Annotated in this window: 15 protein-coding genes; 8 read left to right on the top strand and 7 right to left on the bottom strand. The window is 70.0% G+C overall.

Features of this window, described 5'->3' with window-relative positions:
* Window positions 1–88: 88 nt before the first annotated feature.
* Window positions 89–4,462 (bottom strand): LamG domain-containing protein, encoded by a 4,374-nt coding sequence (locus ACZ4Z2_RS10700; protein ID WP_468074448.1) that lies wholly within the window; start codon window positions 4,460–4,462, stop codon window positions 89–91.
* A 389-nt stretch (window positions 4,463–4,851) separates the two neighbouring features.
* Between ACZ4Z2_RS10700 and ACZ4Z2_RS10695 the strand changes: the two genes are divergently transcribed.
* From ACZ4Z2_RS10695 to ACZ4Z2_RS10685, 3 genes are all read left to right on the top strand, one after another.
* The gene (locus ACZ4Z2_RS10695) at window positions 4,852–5,487 is read left to right on the top strand and encodes a CPCC family cysteine-rich protein (protein WP_468074446.1); all 636 of its coding nucleotides are present in this window, start codon (window positions 4,852–4,854) and stop codon (window positions 5,485–5,487) included.
* Between the two features lie 195 nt (window positions 5,488–5,682).
* Complete coding sequence (locus ACZ4Z2_RS10690) at window positions 5,683–5,952, top strand: type II toxin-antitoxin system Phd/YefM family antitoxin (RefSeq protein ID WP_100828042.1); 270 nt, start codon at window positions 5,683–5,685, stop codon at window positions 5,950–5,952.
* Window positions 5,945–6,208, top strand: a complete 264-nt coding sequence (locus ACZ4Z2_RS10685) for a type II toxin-antitoxin system RelE family toxin (RefSeq protein WP_468074444.1) — start codon at window positions 5,945–5,947, stop codon at window positions 6,206–6,208. Before ACZ4Z2_RS10690 ends, ACZ4Z2_RS10685 begins: the two co-directional genes overlap by 8 nt.
* Window positions 6,209–6,342: 134 nt before the next feature.
* Here ACZ4Z2_RS10685 and ychF read toward each other — a convergent pair whose 3' ends face one another.
* The gene (gene ychF / locus ACZ4Z2_RS10680; RefSeq protein WP_468074442.1) at window positions 6,343–7,431 is read right to left on the bottom strand and encodes a redox-regulated ATPase YchF; all 1,089 of its coding nucleotides are present in this window, start codon (window positions 7,429–7,431) and stop codon (window positions 6,343–6,345) included.
* A 384-nt stretch (window positions 7,432–7,815) separates the two neighbouring features.
* Here ychF and ACZ4Z2_RS10675 point away from each other — a divergent pair, with 384 nt between their 5' ends.
* Complete coding sequence (locus tag ACZ4Z2_RS10675) at window positions 7,816–8,490, top strand: DUF6542 domain-containing protein (RefSeq protein ID WP_468074440.1); 675 nt, start codon at window positions 7,816–7,818, stop codon at window positions 8,488–8,490.
* Window positions 8,491–8,612: 122 nt separating this feature from the next.
* On the opposite strand, the gene ppgK is transcribed toward ACZ4Z2_RS10675, so the two are convergent.
* The gene (gene ppgK, locus ACZ4Z2_RS10670; protein ID WP_468074438.1) at window positions 8,613–9,359 is read right to left on the bottom strand and encodes a polyphosphate--glucose phosphotransferase; all 747 of its coding nucleotides are present in this window, start codon (window positions 9,357–9,359) and stop codon (window positions 8,613–8,615) included.
* A gap of 142 nt (window positions 9,360–9,501) precedes the next feature.
* Window positions 9,502–10,512: a 4-hydroxy-3-methylbut-2-enyl diphosphate reductase gene (locus ACZ4Z2_RS10665; protein WP_107463321.1), complete on the bottom strand. Its 1,011-nt coding sequence runs from the start codon at window positions 10,510–10,512 to the stop codon at window positions 9,502–9,504.
* Window positions 10,513–10,844: 332 nt separating this feature from the next.
* Between ACZ4Z2_RS10665 and xseA the strand changes: the two genes are divergently transcribed.
* The 3 genes from xseA (at window position 10,845) to ACZ4Z2_RS10650 (ending at window position 13,098) form a co-directional block, all read left to right on the top strand.
* The gene (gene xseA, locus ACZ4Z2_RS10660) at window positions 10,845–12,083 is read left to right on the top strand and encodes an exodeoxyribonuclease VII large subunit (RefSeq protein WP_468074436.1); all 1,239 of its coding nucleotides are present in this window, start codon (window positions 10,845–10,847) and stop codon (window positions 12,081–12,083) included.
* A 10-nt stretch (window positions 12,084–12,093) separates the two neighbouring features.
* Window positions 12,094–12,387: an exodeoxyribonuclease VII small subunit gene (locus tag ACZ4Z2_RS10655; RefSeq protein ID WP_468074434.1), complete on the top strand. Its 294-nt coding sequence runs from the start codon at window positions 12,094–12,096 to the stop codon at window positions 12,385–12,387.
* A 120-nt stretch (window positions 12,388–12,507) separates the two neighbouring features.
* On the top strand, window positions 12,508–13,098 hold the full coding sequence (locus ACZ4Z2_RS10650; RefSeq protein WP_468074432.1) for a malonic semialdehyde reductase: 591 nt from the start codon (window positions 12,508–12,510) through the stop codon (window positions 13,096–13,098).
* Between the two features lie 76 nt (window positions 13,099–13,174).
* On the opposite strand, the gene ACZ4Z2_RS10645 is transcribed toward ACZ4Z2_RS10650, so the two are convergent.
* A complete protein-coding gene (locus tag ACZ4Z2_RS10645; RefSeq protein ID WP_468074430.1) occupies window positions 13,175–13,693 on the bottom strand; it encodes a DUF4245 domain-containing protein in 519 nt (172 codons plus the stop codon).
* A gap of 125 nt (window positions 13,694–13,818) precedes the next feature.
* Here ACZ4Z2_RS10645 and glpX point away from each other — a divergent pair, with 125 nt between their 5' ends.
* Entirely contained in the window at window positions 13,819–14,853 is a 1,035-nt protein-coding gene (glpX, locus tag ACZ4Z2_RS10640) for a class II fructose-bisphosphatase (RefSeq protein ID WP_099967290.1), read from the top strand.
* A gap of 118 nt (window positions 14,854–14,971) precedes the next feature.
* Here glpX and ACZ4Z2_RS10635 read toward each other — a convergent pair whose 3' ends face one another.
* A complete protein-coding gene (locus tag ACZ4Z2_RS10635; protein WP_468074428.1) occupies window positions 14,972–15,349 on the bottom strand; it encodes a WhiB family transcriptional regulator in 378 nt (125 codons plus the stop codon).
* 173 nt (window positions 15,350–15,522) lie between these two features.
* Complete coding sequence (locus tag ACZ4Z2_RS10630; protein WP_468074426.1) at window positions 15,523–16,227, bottom strand: DUF1707 SHOCT-like domain-containing protein; 705 nt, start codon at window positions 16,225–16,227, stop codon at window positions 15,523–15,525.
* Window positions 16,228–16,322 lie beyond the last annotated feature (95 nt).

Here is a 16,322-nt window from a genome sequence, read left to right as displayed (position 1 = left end):
GGCCATGCGGGGCGGAGCGAGAAAAGTAGAGGGAGGAACGGGGCCGGCCGTGTGCGACGGCGGGCCCCGTTCCTGATGACCGAGCCGGTCAGTCGCCGCTGGGAACGGTGGTCTCCACACCCGGCATGCCGACGGCGAGGTGATCGATCTGGGTCTCGGTCAGCGCGCCCTGGAAGACCCAGACGTCGGAGAGCGAGCCGGGGAAGTACTGACCCGACGTGGTGCCCGTGGTGTCCCGGCCGAGCTGCAGCGTCCTGGACGCCTTGTACGTCAGTACGTCGTCGGCCCACGAGACGACGTCGGCGCAGCCGGCGTCGTCCTGCACCCCGTCGTCGTCGGCGTCGGCGCAGGCGGTCTCCTGGAGCTCGCCGTTGACATAGAGGCGCACCTCCTTGGAGAACCCGTCGTAGACCAGGGCCAGGTGGTTCCAGTCGGTGGGACTGTAGAACATGCCGTTGCCGACGTCGGAGACCGCGGCGGTGTCGCTGTCGGTCTCGGCCGTGGCGATCCGCCAACGGCCGGGATCGGTCGTCGGGTTGGCGCTGGGCTCATAGCGCACGGCGAACGCGCTCTTCTTGGCCCCTGGAGCGCTGACCACGGTGACGGGGCCGGTCGGCGTCGCCGCCGCCTGGACGTAGGCGCTGACGGTGAAGCTGGCACCGGTGTCGACCGGGACGACGGGCACCGCGGCGTAGTCGTTGGTGCCGTCGAGGGTGACGGCGCCGTCGACCCAGCCCGAGCCCGTCTGGGCACCGTTGTAGAGGGTCATGGCGTTGCCGGAGGCCGAGGCGTCCGGCGACGTCAGCGGCGTACCGGCGGCCGTCTCGAACTTCCAGCGGCCCTTGACCACCGCGCGCTGCTTGAACAGCTGCTGCACCTCACCGGCGGACACCGGACGGTCGAAGAGCCGTACGTCGTCGATCTGGCCGGGGAAGAACGAGGTGGGCGTGCGCTCGAACGCGCTGGCACCGATCTGCACCGAGCCCCCGGCGTACCAGGTGGTGGTCGTGGCGGTGGTGCCGGCCAGGGTGCCGTTGACGTACAGCGAGAGCTTGTCGGCCACGGTGTCCTGGACACCGACCAGGTGCGTCCACTCACCGCCGTGCGCGGTCGTGCCGGTGGGCTGCATCGCCCTCACCACCGTGGAGTCGGCGGTGTCGGCGCTGTGCTGGTTGAACACCCAGCGGTCGTAGGAGTTGGAGTAGTAGAGCTCCGGACCCGTCACCGTGGCGCCGATCTGCGAGGCGACCGTGGCGGCGTGGTTCGGCTTCGTCTTCGGCAGCTTCACCCAGGCAGAGATGGCGTAGCTGTACGACGTGTTGATGTGCGGGCCGCTGGTGATCGCGTAGTCGTCCGTGCCGTCCAGGGTGAGCGCGTTGCCGTCCACTCCTGCCCCGCCGGCGGTCGCCCCGCCCTTGAGGACCGCGGGGTTCACATCGGCACGGCCGCTGAGCACGGTGGCGTCGGCGGCGTCGTCCATGGTGAAGACCGCTCGGGCCGGGCGGCCCGCGCCGATCGAGTTCGTGCTGTAGAGGGTCGACACCTCGGCCGCCGACAGCGGCTTCTCGTAGGTCCTCAGTTCGTCGATGGAACCGGGGAAGAACGAGGTCGCCGCGCCGTTGAGGAAGCTGCCGCCGATCATCATTCCGCGGCGCGCGTTCCATCCGGTGCTGTAGGGGGTGCTCCCGGCCAGCGTTCCGTTGACGAACAGCCTCAGCTGCTGATCACCGGCTGCGTACACACCGACCAGGTGCGTCCACTCCCCCACCTTGGCGCCGCCCGCGGCGGGCTGCATGGCCCGGACGGGAGTGGCGCTGGTGCTGTCGGAGCTGTACTGGTTGAACACCCAGCGGTCGTACCCCTTGGAGTAGTACAGCTCGAAGCCCGGCGCGTTGTTGCCCCGCTGGGAGGCGACGACCGCTCCGCTGGACGGCAGCGACGACAGCTTCACCCACGCCGACACCGAGAAGCTGACATCGGTGTTGATGGTGGCGATGTCGGTGGCGGCGTAGTCGTCGACACCGTCGAACTGCACCGCCTTGCCGATCTTGCCGTCCACGTTCCGAGTCGGGCTGCCGAACAGCGTCGCGGGCTGCTCGGGCGCGCTGCCCGCCGCCTGGGTGGCACCGGCCGCCTCGTCCATGGACCAGTTGGCGCGCTCCAGCTGTCCCGCCTTGACGCGGAACTGGTAGGTGCGGATCTCGGAGCCGTTGCCGGCGGCGTCGAAGGATCGCGCGGTAAAGGTGTTCAGGCCGGGCTTGAGCGGCAGCACCGGGACGGTCCTGGCCGCGCCGCCCGAGGTGGTGACGGTGTTCGCGGAGACCGGGTCGCCGTTGATGCCGTACCAGTACTTCGTCACGTCGGAGACGGCGCCGGTGATCACGAAGTTGCCGTACTGGCCCACTCCGTCGTGCCAGGGGTCCTCGGGGTCCTCCGGGTTGGAGGCCGGGTAGATGGCGGAGGAGATGCCCGGCGCCTTCGGCACGCTGGTGTCGTACACGAAGTAGCAGGAGGTCGCGTCACCCGTGTACGACCAGGGCGAGTACTGGGCGCCGTCGTAGGACTGGACGTACCAGTTCACCGTCTTGTTGGCGGGGATCGATGTCGGCAGGTTGATCACGAAGTCCGAGCCGGACTTCTTCGCCTTCGTCAGCCCCGACCGCCAGCGGGTGATCGCGCCCTTGCCGTCCCCGGTGTCCCAGCTCGCCCGGAACTCCACCTTGATGTCGTCCCCGTCGGGGTCGGTGATGTCGTTCGCCCGGATCGTGCCCAGGGTGCGCACGCGCGGCGCGTTCTCGGGCTTCTTGCAGGTACCGCCGTACTCCATGACCAGCTGCGACATCTTCACCTGCGGCGGCGGCCGGTTGTACTGCACCCGCAGGAAGGCGTCGTCCGAGAACCGCTTCCAGCCGTAGGCGTCGGACTCGCTCGCCGCCTTCATGCCGAAGGTCATCGTCGACCACTTCTTGTCCGCCGCCAGCTGGATCGCGGACTTCACGTTGAACTCGGCGTCCTTCGCGGCACAGCCCGTGAACCCGTAGGCGAAGGACTCCGTCTTGAGGTGGTCGATCCAGAAGCCGGACGCGTTCTGGGAGTTCCAGGTCGTCGACGAGGAGATGTCCTTGGTGCGCCACAGCTCCACGCTCCGGTCGGAGCAGGACGCCGACCAGGTGTTGCGGACCACGAACTCCGCCTCCAGCACGCTCCGGCCCGCGAACTTCGAGGTCGGGATGCGGTAGAAGAGCCGCTTGGTGTCGTGCGGGGCGCAGTAGGCCCAGTTGCAGTATCCGAGGCCGGCGTCCGACTCGCCGTTGAACTTCCACTGCGGCGACGACGCCCAGTACTTGGAGGCCATCGTCCACGCGGTGGCCTTCGGGGAGTAGAACTGGGGGTCGATGAAGACGGGGTACACCGTGTCCTTGCCGCGGAGCACGTCCCGGTCGGGGGTCAGCACCAGGGCGTCCTGCGCGGTGGGCACGTCCACACCGACGGCGGCCACGTTCGCGGACTCGGCGGCAACGGCCTCCGGGGCGTCCCCGCCGTCGTCGGTGGCGACGGCGGTCGCGGGGCCGGTCGTGGTGGCCGTCGTGGTGGCCGCGACCGTGGACCGCGGCCCGGAGAAGGACGACACCTTCGAGGCGCCCCGGTCGGCGGAGCGCGTCGCGGGCTGCTCCCCGGCGTCGGGGGCCTTGCTACCGGACGACTTGTCGGCGGGTGCCTTGTCGCTGGAGTCCCACATCACCGGGCGAGGGGCCTCGAAGACCGCGCTTCCGGCCCCCTCGTCGATCGCGGCCAGGCCGCCGTTCTTGGTCTCCTCGACCCGCATGCCGTCGGCGTCGAGCTTGAGGCGGAGTTCGTTCAGGTCGCTGTTGGCGGCGGCCTCGGCCGACTTGACGACGAGAAGCTGGGTGAAACCGTCCTGCTGGGCCGTCATCCGCAGATCGACGTCGGGCAGCACGTCCGGATAGGTGACGGTGTTGCCGCTCAGCTCCGGGGCGGGCAGCTTCTCCGGCCAGGTCAACGCCAGTTCGCGGCCGTTCTTCGTCATCCGTACCAGCGGGTCGGAGCCACCGCCCGAGAACGTCAGCCCGACGGTGGTGGCCTTGGGCGCGACCGTTCCGTCCGTGCCGCGCGTCAGAGTGGTGTCGATGTCCCGCCACTCGCCGTCGACTCGCGTCCGCACGGGACGCAGATGTTCGCGGGCCTCCAGGTTGCCCTCGGGCGTCGCGAACACCTCGCTGCTCTCACCGCGCAGTGAGACGATCTCCACCGGCTTACCGGTACGCGCGGCCTTGGCCAGCGCCTTGGTGTCCTCGCCCGCCGCGGCCTCGTCGGCAGCACCGCCCGTGTCGGCGGCCTTGACCCCCTTGCCGGCCTTGCCCCCCTTGCCGGCCTTGCCCCCCTTGCCGGCCTTCGTGGCGTCGACGGCCGAGGCGCCGGTGCGCCCGTCGGCCACTGCCATGGCATCACCGACTGTGCTCGCCACCAGCGTCAAGGCTGCGGCGAGCACCACGCCGGCTGTGCGCAGCCGACGTCTTCCCCCGTACGTATTCATATGTGAGTTCCCCCGCCAAGCGGTGTTGAGCCGCGACTGGTCATGTGCGGACGATCGATCAGATCGCAACATACGAGCAGCGGCAGCCCACTTACCAGGGACTCACACGGGGGCAAATCCCACGAGTGGACCTAATCATCTGAAGGCGCAGAGTGAAGAACTTCACGTTTACTTCGCAACCTGTCCGCTATTGATCAGTTTTCTCCCTATCGCGCTCAAGACTCGCCCAACTCCTGCCCAGCTGATGGCCGCTGACTCCACATCAGCAGAAACCGAACCCGTGCTGCGGGCACCGCGTGCTCGACGAGATGCCCGGCTCCCACGAGATCTGTCCCGTCTGCTTCTGGGAGGACGACGGAGTCCAGTTCCGCTGGCCGACCATGGCCAGCGGGGCGAACAAGGTCTCCCTGATCGAGGCCCAGCGCAACCACCAGGACTTCGGCGCCTGCGACCAGCACGGCCGGCGGTACGTCCGCCCGCCGGCCGAGGACGAGCCGCTCGACCCCGCCTGGCGCCCCATCGACCTGACACGCGACCCCATCGAGGACTGGTCAGCCGAGAACCGCGCCCCGTGGCCCGCCGACCGCTCGGTGCTCTGCTGGTGGCTGCCCCACCTTCTGGCGCCGGGACCACCCATGACGACCCACGTCGAGAGACTCGTCCAGCAGCTCGACGACTCGGCCGACCCGTCGTACGAAGCCCGCACGGAACAAGGTGACCGATGCCGCCCCGGCACCCTAGGAAGTCGGCTACGGCCATGCGGTCGAGAGCTGCGTGACGAGGCTGTACGGCAGCCGCCCGCACGCGCCGACGCCGAGACCCTCACCGCCCACCTCGACCGGGAAGCCGACCTGTGGGTCAAGGCGAGTTCGCCGACGTTGGACCCGTACAGCCATGACGCTGAACATCTACACCCATACGAAGCGGCGTAGCCGCCGCCCCCCCGGCGCGCTGAACCAAAGTCAGCACACTGCGGACTCCGCGCGGGCCGCAAAAGGCCGCTCAACCCGCTCCGTCGCAGTTCAGGCGGCGTTTAGCCGGACGTATCGGACGCGCGACCGTGGCGAGGCGGCTCGCCCCGTCACCAATCGTTGTGTACACATCGGACACTCGGTACCCTTGGGCGCATGACGCAGCCACTGCCCATAGAGTCCATCCGCGATGTCCGTGCGCATCTGGCCGAGGTCGTGGAGCGAGCCGATCGGGACGACGTGCCCACCGTCATCACTCGCCGCGGCAAGCAGGTCGCCGCTGTCGTGTCCATCGAGGTGCTGCGCAAGTACCAGGAGTGGGAAGAGCGCGAGATCAACCGGATCATCGACGAGCGCATGGCCAACCCAGCACCCGGCATCCCGATCGAGGACATCATGAGGGAGACGCTGGCGCGCAGTGAGTGAGTACCGCACCGTCTTTCGACCAGAGGCTCAGGCCGAGCTCCGCAAGGTCCCGCGAGACATGGCCCTCCGCATTCTGGCCAAGCTGACCGAGTTGGAGACCGACCCGCTGGGGTTCAACACCACAGCCCTCGTCTCCCAGCCCGACCGCCGCCGCCTACGGGTCGGCGACTACCGCGTGATCTACTCGCTCGACAATGGCGAGCTGGTGGTGTGGGTGGTACACGTCGGGCATCGCTCCACCGTCTACGGCGCCTGAACACTCCTGATGCCAGGTCAGAATATCCAGCACCGATCCAGCACGGAATCGGCGAAGGGGTCGGACTCTCAACAGCCCGACCCCTTCTGACCTGCATGTTTGCCACGTCAGCGACGTGGTGTTACTTCATTCGCTCAGACGTTGAAGCGGAACTCCACCACGTCCCCGTCCTGCATCACGTAGTCCTTGCCCTCCATGCGGGCCTTGCCCTTGGCGCGGGCCTCGGCGACCGAGCCCGTTTCGACGAGGTCCTCGAAGGAGATGACCTCGGCCTTGATGAAGCCCTTCTGGAAGTCCGTGTGGATGACGCCGGCGGCCTCGGGGGCGGTGGCGCCCTTCTTGATCGTCCAGGCGCGGGACTCCTTGGGGCCGGCCGTCAGATAGGTCTGCAGGCCGAGGGTGTCGAAGCCGACGCGGGCGAGGGTGGCGAGGCCGGGCTCGTCGGCGCCGACGGACTGGAGGAGTTCGAGGGCGTCCTCCTCGTCCAGCTCGGCGAGGTCCGCCTCCAGCTTGGCGTTGAGGAAGATCGCCTCGGCGGGGGCGACCAGTGCGCGCTGCTCGTTCTTGAAGTCCTCGTCGACCAGCTCCTCCTCGTCGACGTTGAAGACGTAGAGGAAGGGCTTGGTGGTGAGCAGGTGCAGGTCGTGCAGCAGCTCGTTGCGCTCGCTGCCCTGGACGATGCCGTGCGCGAAGAGGGTGTCGCCCTTCTCCAGGATCTCCTTCGCCTCCTCGACGGCCTTGACCTTCGGCGCGATGTCCTTCTTGATGCGCGACTCCTTCTGGAGGCGCGGCAGGACCTTCTCGATGGTCTGGAGGTCGGCGAGAATCAGCTCGGTGTTGATCGTCTCGATGTCGTCCTTGGGCGAGACCTTGCCGTCGACGTGGACGACGTTCTCGTCCTTGAAGGCACGGATGACCTGGCAGATCGCGTCGGACTCACGGATGTTCGCCAGGAACTTGTTGCCGAGGCCCTCGCCCTCGCTGGCGCCGCGCACGATGCCCGCGATGTCGACGAAGTCGACGGTCGCCGGGAGGACGCGCTGCGACCCGAAGATCTCCGCCAGCTTCGTCAGGCGCTCGTCCGGGACGCCGACGACACCGACGTTCGGCTCGATCGTGGCGAACGGGTAGTTGGCCGCCAGCACGTCGTTCTTGGTCAGGGCGTTGAACAGGGTCGACTTGCCGACGTTGGGCAGACCGACGATTCCGATCGTGAGCGACACGTTTGCGACTTCCCGTACGTAGGAGGGCCAGGCGGCCGGTGGCCTGGGGCGGCGGGGCCTGGGGGTGCGGTCCCGCGGATCGCGCCCCAGGGGCCAGAGGGCTGGCCGGTCCCCCAGTTTACGGCGTGCCCGCGCCCCGCCCGGCGACGTATCGAACGCTTGGCCAAGGTCCCCTCGACGGCGTGTCTGTGAACCCATTCGGCACATTAACCGACCTAGGTTGGTCGAGTGGAGCAGCACAGGACGCATCCCCCTCGGACCGGACCGCAGCGTGGCACTCCCCTTCCGCCACAGATGGCCAGAGGCGGCCGGGAGCGCGGCGGCGCGGGGGCGGCGCGTCGTGCCCCGGTCGCGCGCGGGCCCGTCCCCGCCCCGGTCCGAGCCGTGCGACGCGTCGCCCGCGCCGTGCGCCGGATGCCGAACCCCCGGCTCACCGGGCTGGGCGGCGGACTGTTCTGCGCGGTGTCGATGTTCGCGCTCGCCTGTCTCGACCGACTGCTGTTCAGCGCGTCGCTCACCCTGTACGGGGTGCTGTTCCTGCCGGTCAGCGCCTTGACCGCGGTGTGGGTGCGGCGGGGTGACCTCGCGAGCGGGCCGGTGGTCGTGCCCATCGGCTTCGCTGCCGGGCTGCCGCCGATCGCCGGGGGCGACGGCGGACCCGCCGGGTATCTGATGGGCCTGGTCACCGCCCTCGCGATGGCGGCGGGCTGGCTCTACGGCGGCACGCTCGTCGCCGGCCTCATCGTGACCGTGCGCAAGCTGCGGCTGATGGCCCGGCGGGCGGCCGAGCGGGACGGGGACATGGCCCGGGAGCGGAGCAGAGGGCGGGGGGAAGGCAGGGAGGCCGAGGCGTCCCGAGGAGCGGCGGTGCCCGAAGGAGCTGCTGTGCCTCGGGGAGCGGCGCCGTACCGAGAAGCGGAGGCGTCCCGAGGGCACGGTCGGTCCGGGACAGCCGGTGCCGGCGATCGGCCTCGCCCCTCGTACGACCACGCCCCGGACCGATCCAGGTCCCCGAGGCCACCGGCCCAGCCCCGCCGCACGGCGCCCCGCGGCTCCTGAGGCCCCGACCCACCCTCTCGGACGGGACCACGCCCCCACCGGTCGAGCCCTCTCCGATGGCACCCGCCGAAGCGAGCCCTCCGTCGAGCCCTGCCTCGGGCCTCCCAAAGGGCCCCGCCCCGTCAGCCGGCCTTCGCCGCCCGCATCGCCGCGCCCACGATGCCCGCGTTGTTCTGGAGCTGGGCCGGGACGATCTCGGCCTGGATGCCCTCGATCAGGTGTAGGAACTTGTGGGACTTGCGGCTGACGCCGCCGCCGATGATGAAGAGCTCCGGGGAGAACAGCATCTCCACATGCGCGAGGTACTTGGTGACGCGCTTGGCCCAGTGCTCCCAGGTCAGATCGTGGTCCTCCTTCGCCTTCGTGGAGGCGCGGGTCTCCGCGTCGTGGCCGCCCAGCTCCAGGTGGCCCAGCTCAGTGTTGGGGACGAGGACGCCGTCGCAGAAGACGGCGCTGCCGATGCCCGTACCGAAGGTCAGCATGATGACGGTGCCCTGACGGTCGCGCCCGGCGCCGAACTGCACCTCGGCGACGCCCGCCGCGTCCGCGTCGTTCACCACGGTGACCGGCAGGCCGCCGAGCCGGTCGCCGAGCAGGGCCCGCGCGTCGACGTCGATCCAGCCCTTGTCCACATTGGCCGCCGTACGGATCATGGCGCCGCCCGTGACCACGCCGGGGAAGGTGATGCCGACCGGGCCGGTCCAGCCGAAGTGGTCGACGACCTCCTTCACCCCGTCGGCCACCGCGTCGGGCGTCGCCGGGTGCGGGGTCAGCACCTTGTACCGCTCGTCCGCCAGGTCGCCCAGGTCCAGGTCCACGGGAGCGCCCTTGATCCCGGATCCACCGATGTCCACGCCGAAGATGTGCATGGCCCTACGTTACGTCGTACGACTGACAGTCACGGCCGGGGGCCACCAGGCCGCCCCTCGGCCCCGGAACCCTCACCTCCTCGTACGCGTACGGCCCCGGAACCTTCACGTTCCGGGGCCGTACGCGCGGGACGAAGGGGGCTCAGGCGCCGGCGGCACCCTGTCCGGTGCGCTCGGCGACCAGGGCGGCCGCCTCCTCACGCAGGTCGCGGCGCAGTTCCTTCGGCAGCGAGAACGTGATCGACTCCTCGGCGGCCTTGACCAGCTCGACATCCTCGTAGCCCCGCTGGGAGAGCCACTCCAGGACCTCCTCGACGAGGACCTCCGGCACGGAGGCGCCCGAGGTGACGCCGACGGTCTCCACGCCCTCCAGCCAGGCCTCGTCGATCTCGCTCGCGAAGTCCACGAGGTACGCCTCGCGGGAGCCGGCGAGCTTGGCGACCTCGACGAGCCGCTTGGAGTTGGAGGAGTTGCGGGAGCCGACGACGATGACCAGTTCCGCCTCCGCGCCCATCTGCTTCACGGCGAGCTGACGGTTCTGCGTGGCGTAGCAGATGTCGTCGCTCGGCGGGGAGACGAGCAGCGGGAACTTCTCCTTGAGGGCGCCGACGGTCTCCATCGTCTCGTCGACGGACAGCGTGGTCTGGGACAGCCAGACGACCTTCGACGGGTCGCGGACCTCGACCTTCTCGACGTCACCGGGGCCGTCGACGAGCTGGATGTGGTCCGGGGCCTCGCCGGAGGTGCCGATGACCTCCTCGTGGCCCTCGTGGCCGATCAGCAGGATGTCGAAGTCCTCGCCCGCGTACCGGATCGCTTCCTTGTGGACCTTGGTGACCAGGGGGCAGGTCGCGTCGATGGTGGCGAGCCTGCCGCGCTGCGCCTCCTCGTGGACCGTGGGGGCCACGCCGTGCGCCGAGAACATCACGATGTTGCCCTCGGGGACCTCTTCGGTCTGCTCGACGAAGATGGCGCCCTTCTTCTCCAGGGTCTGCACGACGTACTTGTTGTGGACGATCTCGTGGCGGACGTAGATCGGGGCCCCGTACTGCTCAAGGGCCTTCTCCACGGCGATCACGGCACGGTCGACACCCGCGCAGTAGCCGCGCGGAGCGGCGAGGAGGACACGGCGGCGGCCAGGCGAAGCGGTCATGCACCCATCGTAGGGGGTCCCCTGCGGAGGGCTCCGCCGTGGAGCGGGGGAGAGCTCGGGGGTGCGTGTTCGTGGGTGCGTGCGCGTGGTGTGTGGTTTCTCGCGCAGTTCCCCGCGCCCCTGAAGGCCCGGGCCTGCGGCCCGGCCTTCAGCGGGATGGCGCCGTCGAAAAGCACGGGCGCAGCCCCGGGCGCCTTTCAGGGGCGCGGGGAACTGCGCGAACAACCCCCGCGCACCCGCACCCGCCAAGAACCACGCACCCGCACCCGCCAAGAACCACCCGCACCCCCGAGCCATAAGGCGCTGTCGGCACCCCCCGTTACGCTCCCCACATGGCTCTCCACACATCCGCCGACGCCCCCCTCCCCGTCGGCGAGGTCTCCCGGCTCATCGGCGGCTGGATCGACCGGCTCGGCACCGTGTGGGTCGAGGGGCAGATCACGCAGTTGTCGCGGCGTCCGGGCGCCGGCGTCGTCTTCCTCACGCTCCGGGACCCGTCGCACGACATCTCCGTGAGCGTCACCTGCTACCGGCAGGTGTTCGACGCGATCGCGGACGTCGTCAGCGAGGGCGCCCGGGTCGTCGTGCACGCGAAGCCCGAGTGGTACGCGCCGCGCGGGCAGCTGTCGCTGCGGGCCACCGAGATAAAGCCGGTCGGGGTGGGCGAGTTGCTCGCCCGGCTGGAGCAGCTGAAGAAGTCGCTGGCTGCGGAGGGGCTGTTCGCGCCGGAGCGGAAGAAGGCGCTGCCGTTCCTGCCGCAGCTGATCGGGCTGGTGTGCGGCCGGGCCTCCGCGGCCGAGCGGGACGTCCTGGAGAACGCCCGGCACCGCTGGCCGGCTGTCCGCTTCGAGGTGCGCAACGTCGCCGTGCAGGGTGTGCACGCCGTACCGCAGGTGGTGCAGGCGGTGAAGGAGCTGGACGCGATGGAGGGCGTGGACGTCATCGTCGTGGCCCGCGGCGGCGGCAGCGTGGAGGACCTGCTGCCGTTCTCCGACGAGCAGCTCGTCCGGGCGGTCGCGTCCTGTCGTACGCCGGTGGTGTCGGCGATCGGGCACGAGCCGGACACCCCGCTGCTGGACTATGTCGCGGACCTGCGGGCGTCCACGCCGACCGACGCGGCCAAGAAGGTCGTGCCGGACGTCGGCGAGGAGTACGAGCGGGTGCGGTGGCTGCGGGACCGGGCGCGGCGGTGCGTGGAGGCGTTGGTGGAGCGGGAGGAGCGGGGGCTCGCGCATGCCTTGGCGCGTCCCTCGATAGAGGATCCGCACCGCATGATCGACGAGCGGGCCGACCAGGTGGCGTCGCTGCTCGACCGGGGGCGGCGCTGCCTGGGCCACCATCTGGACCGGGCCGTCTCGGAGCTGACGCACACGCACGCGCGCGTGGTGGCGCTCTCCCCCGCCGCGACCCTGAAGCGGGGGTACGCGGTGCTCCAGCGGGCGGACGGGCACGTGGTGCGGGCGCCCGAGGAGGTCACGGCCGAGGAGCCGTTGCGCGCGCGGGTGGCGGAGGGCGAGTTCGCCGTCCGGGTCGAGGGCACTGTCGAGGGCACTGTCGGAGGGGACGCATAAGGTGGGCCGCATGACCAGCAACGTGAGCGAGGCCGAGGAGACGACCGTGGCGGGCGGGGCGGCCGGAGCGTCCGAGGCCGACCGTGCCCTCGGCTACGAGCAGGCGCGTGACGAGCTGATCGAGGTCGTCCGGCGGCTGGAGGCGGGCGGTACGACGCTGGAGGAGTCCCTCGCCCTGTGGGAGCGCGGGGAGGAACTGGCGAAGGTGTGCCGCCGCTGGCTGGACGGCGCCCGTGCCCGGCTGGACGCGGCCCTCGCGGAGGAAGAGGAGTCGGGCACCTCCGGCGACGACGGCCGGGGCTGACACCGCCCTTGTGACCTGGTTCTTGTGAAGCGGATCACTCAGGGGCTCTTTTTGGTTGAACCTTGAACTTCCATTGCGTACCTTCGAGGTCGTCAGCGCACGTCCTACGAAGGTTGTTCCATGTCTCTCGTTCTCGACCCCGCCGCCCAGGACCTGCTCTTCCGTGAGGCGCACACCGCCAACGCGTTCACCGACGAGCCGGTCACCGAGGAGCAGGTGCAGGCGATCTACGACCTGGTCAAGTACGGCCCCACCGCCTTCAACCAGACCCCGCTGCGCATCGTCCTGGTCCGCTCCGCCGAGGCCCGCGAGCGTCTGGTGGCGCACATGGCCGAGGGCAACCAGGCCAAGACCGCCGCCGCCCCGCTGGTCGCGATTCTCGCCGCGGACAACGAGTTCCACGAGGAGCTGCCGACCCTGTTCCCGGCGTTCCCGCAGGCCAAGGACCTCTTCTTCGCCGAGCGCCCGGCCCGTGAGGCCGCCGCCGGACTGAACGCCGCCCTGCAGGCCGCGTACTTCATCATCGGCGTCCGCGCCGCGGGGCTCGCCGCCGGCCCGATGACCGGCTTCGACGCCGCCGGCGTCCAGAAGGAGTTCCTGGACGACGACCACACCCCGCTGATGGTCGTCAACATCGGCAAGCCGGGCGAGGGCGCCTCCTACCCGCGCTCCCCGCGCCTTGCCTACGACGACGTCATCACGACCGTCTGAGTCCTCGGGCACGACACGGAGAGGGCCCCCGGCGCGACTGCCGGGGGCCCTCTTCGTGTGCCTGTGCGCAGGCGCGTCACTCCGTCCGCAGGGCCCGTGCCATCTTCGTCAGCTCCTCGAACGACGCGCTGCCCGCGACGACGGTGGTCGACCCCTCGCTCCGCAGGACGAGGGCGTCGTAGCGGTCGCCCTCGTAGCGGGTCCAGGTCTCGCCGCCGATCTCCTGGGTGGCGCCGGTCTTCTTCGCGTCCTGGGTGGCGTCCGGGATGAACCGGGACGGCTTCCCGGCGGACTGCTCGACGGCCACGTACTGGCCGTCGGGAGCGTGGAACCCGAGGTGCCAGTGGTCGGAGTCGGCGCCGCTGAAGCGGACGGAGGTCGCCTTCCAGGTCTCGGGCAGGCCTACGGGCGCGGCCACCGGGTAGGAGGCGGCGCGGCGTGCCGTGAGCAGCTCGACGCGGTAGTCGACACGCTTGAGCTCCTGCTCGGTCTCGTCGTGCGGGATGAAGAGATAGATGACCCAGGCCGCGAGCACGATGAGCCCCAGGGAGAGGACCATATCGCGAACGGTCTGCTTGCCTTTCGTACCTGCCACGTCCTCATCGTCGCAGGTGCACCGGTCCGCTCATCCGTGGGGTCCCCTGCTCAATTTGTCAGCCTGACGATAGAGTCGGCCCGAACCCTCATCCGGCCGTCGTCGTATCAGAAAGGTGCGCTCCGATGACCGAGAACCATCATTTGCCGTCCGAGCTCGAAGTCCCCTCCGAGGCTCCCGACCGGAACCTCGCCCTGGAGCTCGTACGGGTGACCGAGGCGGCCGCGATGGCCGCGGGCCGCTGGGTCGGCCGCGGGGACAAGAACGGCGCGGACGGCGCCGCCGTACGCGCCATGCGGACCCTCGTCTCCACCGTCTCGATGAACGGCGTCGTCGTCATCGGTGAGGGCGAGAAGGACGAGGCCCCGATGCTCTTCAACGGGGAGCGCGTCGGTGACGGGACCGGCCCGGAGTGCGACATCGCCGTGGACCCGATCGACGGCACCACGCTGACGGCCAAGGGCATGACCAACGCGATCGCCGTGCTCGCGGCGGCCGACCGGGGCACGATGTTCGACCCGTCGGCCGTCTTCTACATGGACAAGCTCGTGACCGGCCCCGAGGCCGCCGACTTCGTCGACATCAACGCGCCGATCTCGGTGAACATCCGCCGGGTGGCCAAGGCGAAGCGGTCCACGCCCGAGGACGTCACGGTCGTCATCCTCGACCGGCCGCGGCACGAGGGCATCATCAACGAGATCCGGGAGACCGGGGCGCGCATCAAGCTGATCTCGGACGGTGATGTCGCGGGCTCGATCCTGGCGCTGCGGGAGGGCACCGGGGTCGACATGCTGCTCGGCATCGGCGGAACGCCCGAGGGCATCATCTCGGCCTGCGCGGTGAAGTGCCTCGGCGGCACGATCCAGGGCAAGTTGTGGCCGAAGGACGACGAGGAGCGGCAGCGCGCGATCGACGCGGGGCACGACCTCGACCGGGTGCTGACGACGGACGACCTGGTGTCCGGGGAGAACGTGTTCTTCGTCGCCACGGGGATCACCGACGGCGAGCTGCTGCGGGGCGTGCGGTACCGGTCGGAGACCGCGACGACCGACTCGATCGTGATGCGGTCGAAGTCGGGGACGGTGCGGCGGATCGACTCGGTGCACCGGCTGAGCAAGCTGCGCGCGTACAGCTCCATCGACTTCGAGAAGGCGAAGTAGCCCCGCCGGTCGGAGGGTCGGGAGGTGAGGCGCCCTCGCTCGAAGCGCCCACCCCCGGCGGCACTGCGAAGGCGCCCTCTTGTGCGGAAGAGGGCGCCTTTCGCGCGTGTGGGGGGGGCTAGCCGGCCGCCGCTATCGTCCCCGCTGCCCGGGCCGCCTTCTTCAACTCCAGGTCCCGGCGGCGCCTTCGGGCGAGCACCACGCGGCGTTCCGCCGCGGTGAGGCCGCCCCAGACGCCGTACGGCTCCGGTTGCAGGAGTGCGTGTTCCCGGCACTCGACCATGACGGGACAGCGGGCGCAGACGCGCTTGGCGGCCTCCTCGCGGGAGAGCCGGGCCGCGGTGGGTTCCTTGGAGGGGGCGAAGAACAGCCCGGCCTCGTCACGCCGGCACACGGCCTCCGTATGCCACGGGGCGTCCTGATCCCTGTCTCGCACAGGCACCCGCTGGGGCGGAACGGCAGCGACCTGCAGGGACGAATGCGGCGGTTGCAGCACGGTCTACTCCTGACGACGGCTTCGCGAGCGAGAGACGATGCAGCAAGCCCTACCCGCTGTGCGCGGGCCTATGCACTGAGTCCCCAACCGCCGGACTTCCGGACCTCACCAAGCGGTCACAAGCGGACCGGACACCTTCGGGAACGCTCCGGGAGCGATCCACTTCACAAGCGTCAACGGTCCAGGTGTTTGCGCAAACTGCCGTCGACCTTGCGGGCGACATGATCGGTGACGCGGCCGAGGAGGTCGGCGATCATCTTGCCGCGCCTGGGCCTGGCCTCGACGCTGCCGAGCACGGCGAAGCCGTCCACGTAGACCACGGGCGCGTCCGGTTCGCCGGAGTCCAGGTTGTCGACCTCGAAGGAGCCGAGGACACCGCCGCCGCTGCCGCGCAGGGAGACGTTCTCCGGGACGCGGATCTCCACGCTGCCGAAGAGGGAGACGGCCCTGATCATCACCTGGCGGTGCTCGAAGAGGGCCTCGCTGAGGTCTATCTCCACGCTGCCGAACACGGCGTACGCGTGGATGCGGCGGCCCGCTCGCCAGCGGCCCTTGCGGACCGAGGAGCTGAAGACCGCCAGCAGACGCTCGTCCGCGTCGACGGGGATGGCGCCCGGGGTGGGGCGGTTGGGCACGGAGGACGGCGGCGCGTACGCCGACGGCTTGTGCGCGGCGGGCAGGTCCCGGATGAACACGTCCAGTTCGCCGACCGTCTTGGCGGCCAGCACGCCCTCGACCCGCTCGGCGTGCTCCTCGGCGGTCAGGCGCCCCTCGGCGAGGGCGTCCCGAAGGATGTCGGTGATGCGGTCACGGTCGGCGTCCGAGGCACGCAACTCGGCGGCGGCGACGCGCGCCCCGGTCTGCTTCTGAAGGTCCACGGCAGCAGCGTACCCACACACGATAGATCGCGATAGACCCCGTCGGGGTGGAACTGAGCCTTACCTCACAAGCCCGCCGCCGACGGCAGGTCCTA

It is taken from the genome of Streptomyces sp. NPDC030183 (genome assembly GCF_055573455.1).
Note: the sequence above shows the minus strand (reverse complement) of the source record. Positions and strands in the feature narration are given on the sequence as shown.

What these genes read in the sequence shown, in the direction of transcription:
- ACZ4Z2_RS10700 (WP_468074448.1), bottom strand. Translation starts at nt 4,462, where the DNA reads ATGGCAGTGGCCGACGGGCGCACCGGCGCCTCGGCCGTCGACGCCACG.
- ACZ4Z2_RS10690 (WP_100828042.1), top strand. Translation starts at nt 5,683, where the DNA reads ATGACGCAGCCACTGCCCATAGAGTCCATCCGCGATGTCCGTGCGCAT.
- ppgK (WP_468074438.1), bottom strand. Translation starts at nt 9,359, where the DNA reads ATGCACATCTTCGGCGTGGACATCGGTGGATCCGGGATCAAGGGCGCT.
- ACZ4Z2_RS10665 (WP_107463321.1), bottom strand. Translation starts at nt 10,512, where the DNA reads ATGACCGCTTCGCCTGGCCGCCGCCGTGTCCTCCTCGCCGCTCCGCGC.
- xseA (WP_468074436.1), top strand. Translation starts at nt 10,845, where the DNA reads ATGGCTCTCCACACATCCGCCGACGCCCCCCTCCCCGTCGGCGAGGTC.
- ACZ4Z2_RS10655 (WP_468074434.1), top strand. Translation starts at nt 12,094, where the DNA reads ATGACCAGCAACGTGAGCGAGGCCGAGGAGACGACCGTGGCGGGCGGG.
- ACZ4Z2_RS10650 (WP_468074432.1), top strand. Translation starts at nt 12,508, where the DNA reads ATGTCTCTCGTTCTCGACCCCGCCGCCCAGGACCTGCTCTTCCGTGAG.
- glpX (WP_099967290.1), top strand. Translation starts at nt 13,819, where the DNA reads ATGACCGAGAACCATCATTTGCCGTCCGAGCTCGAAGTCCCCTCCGAG.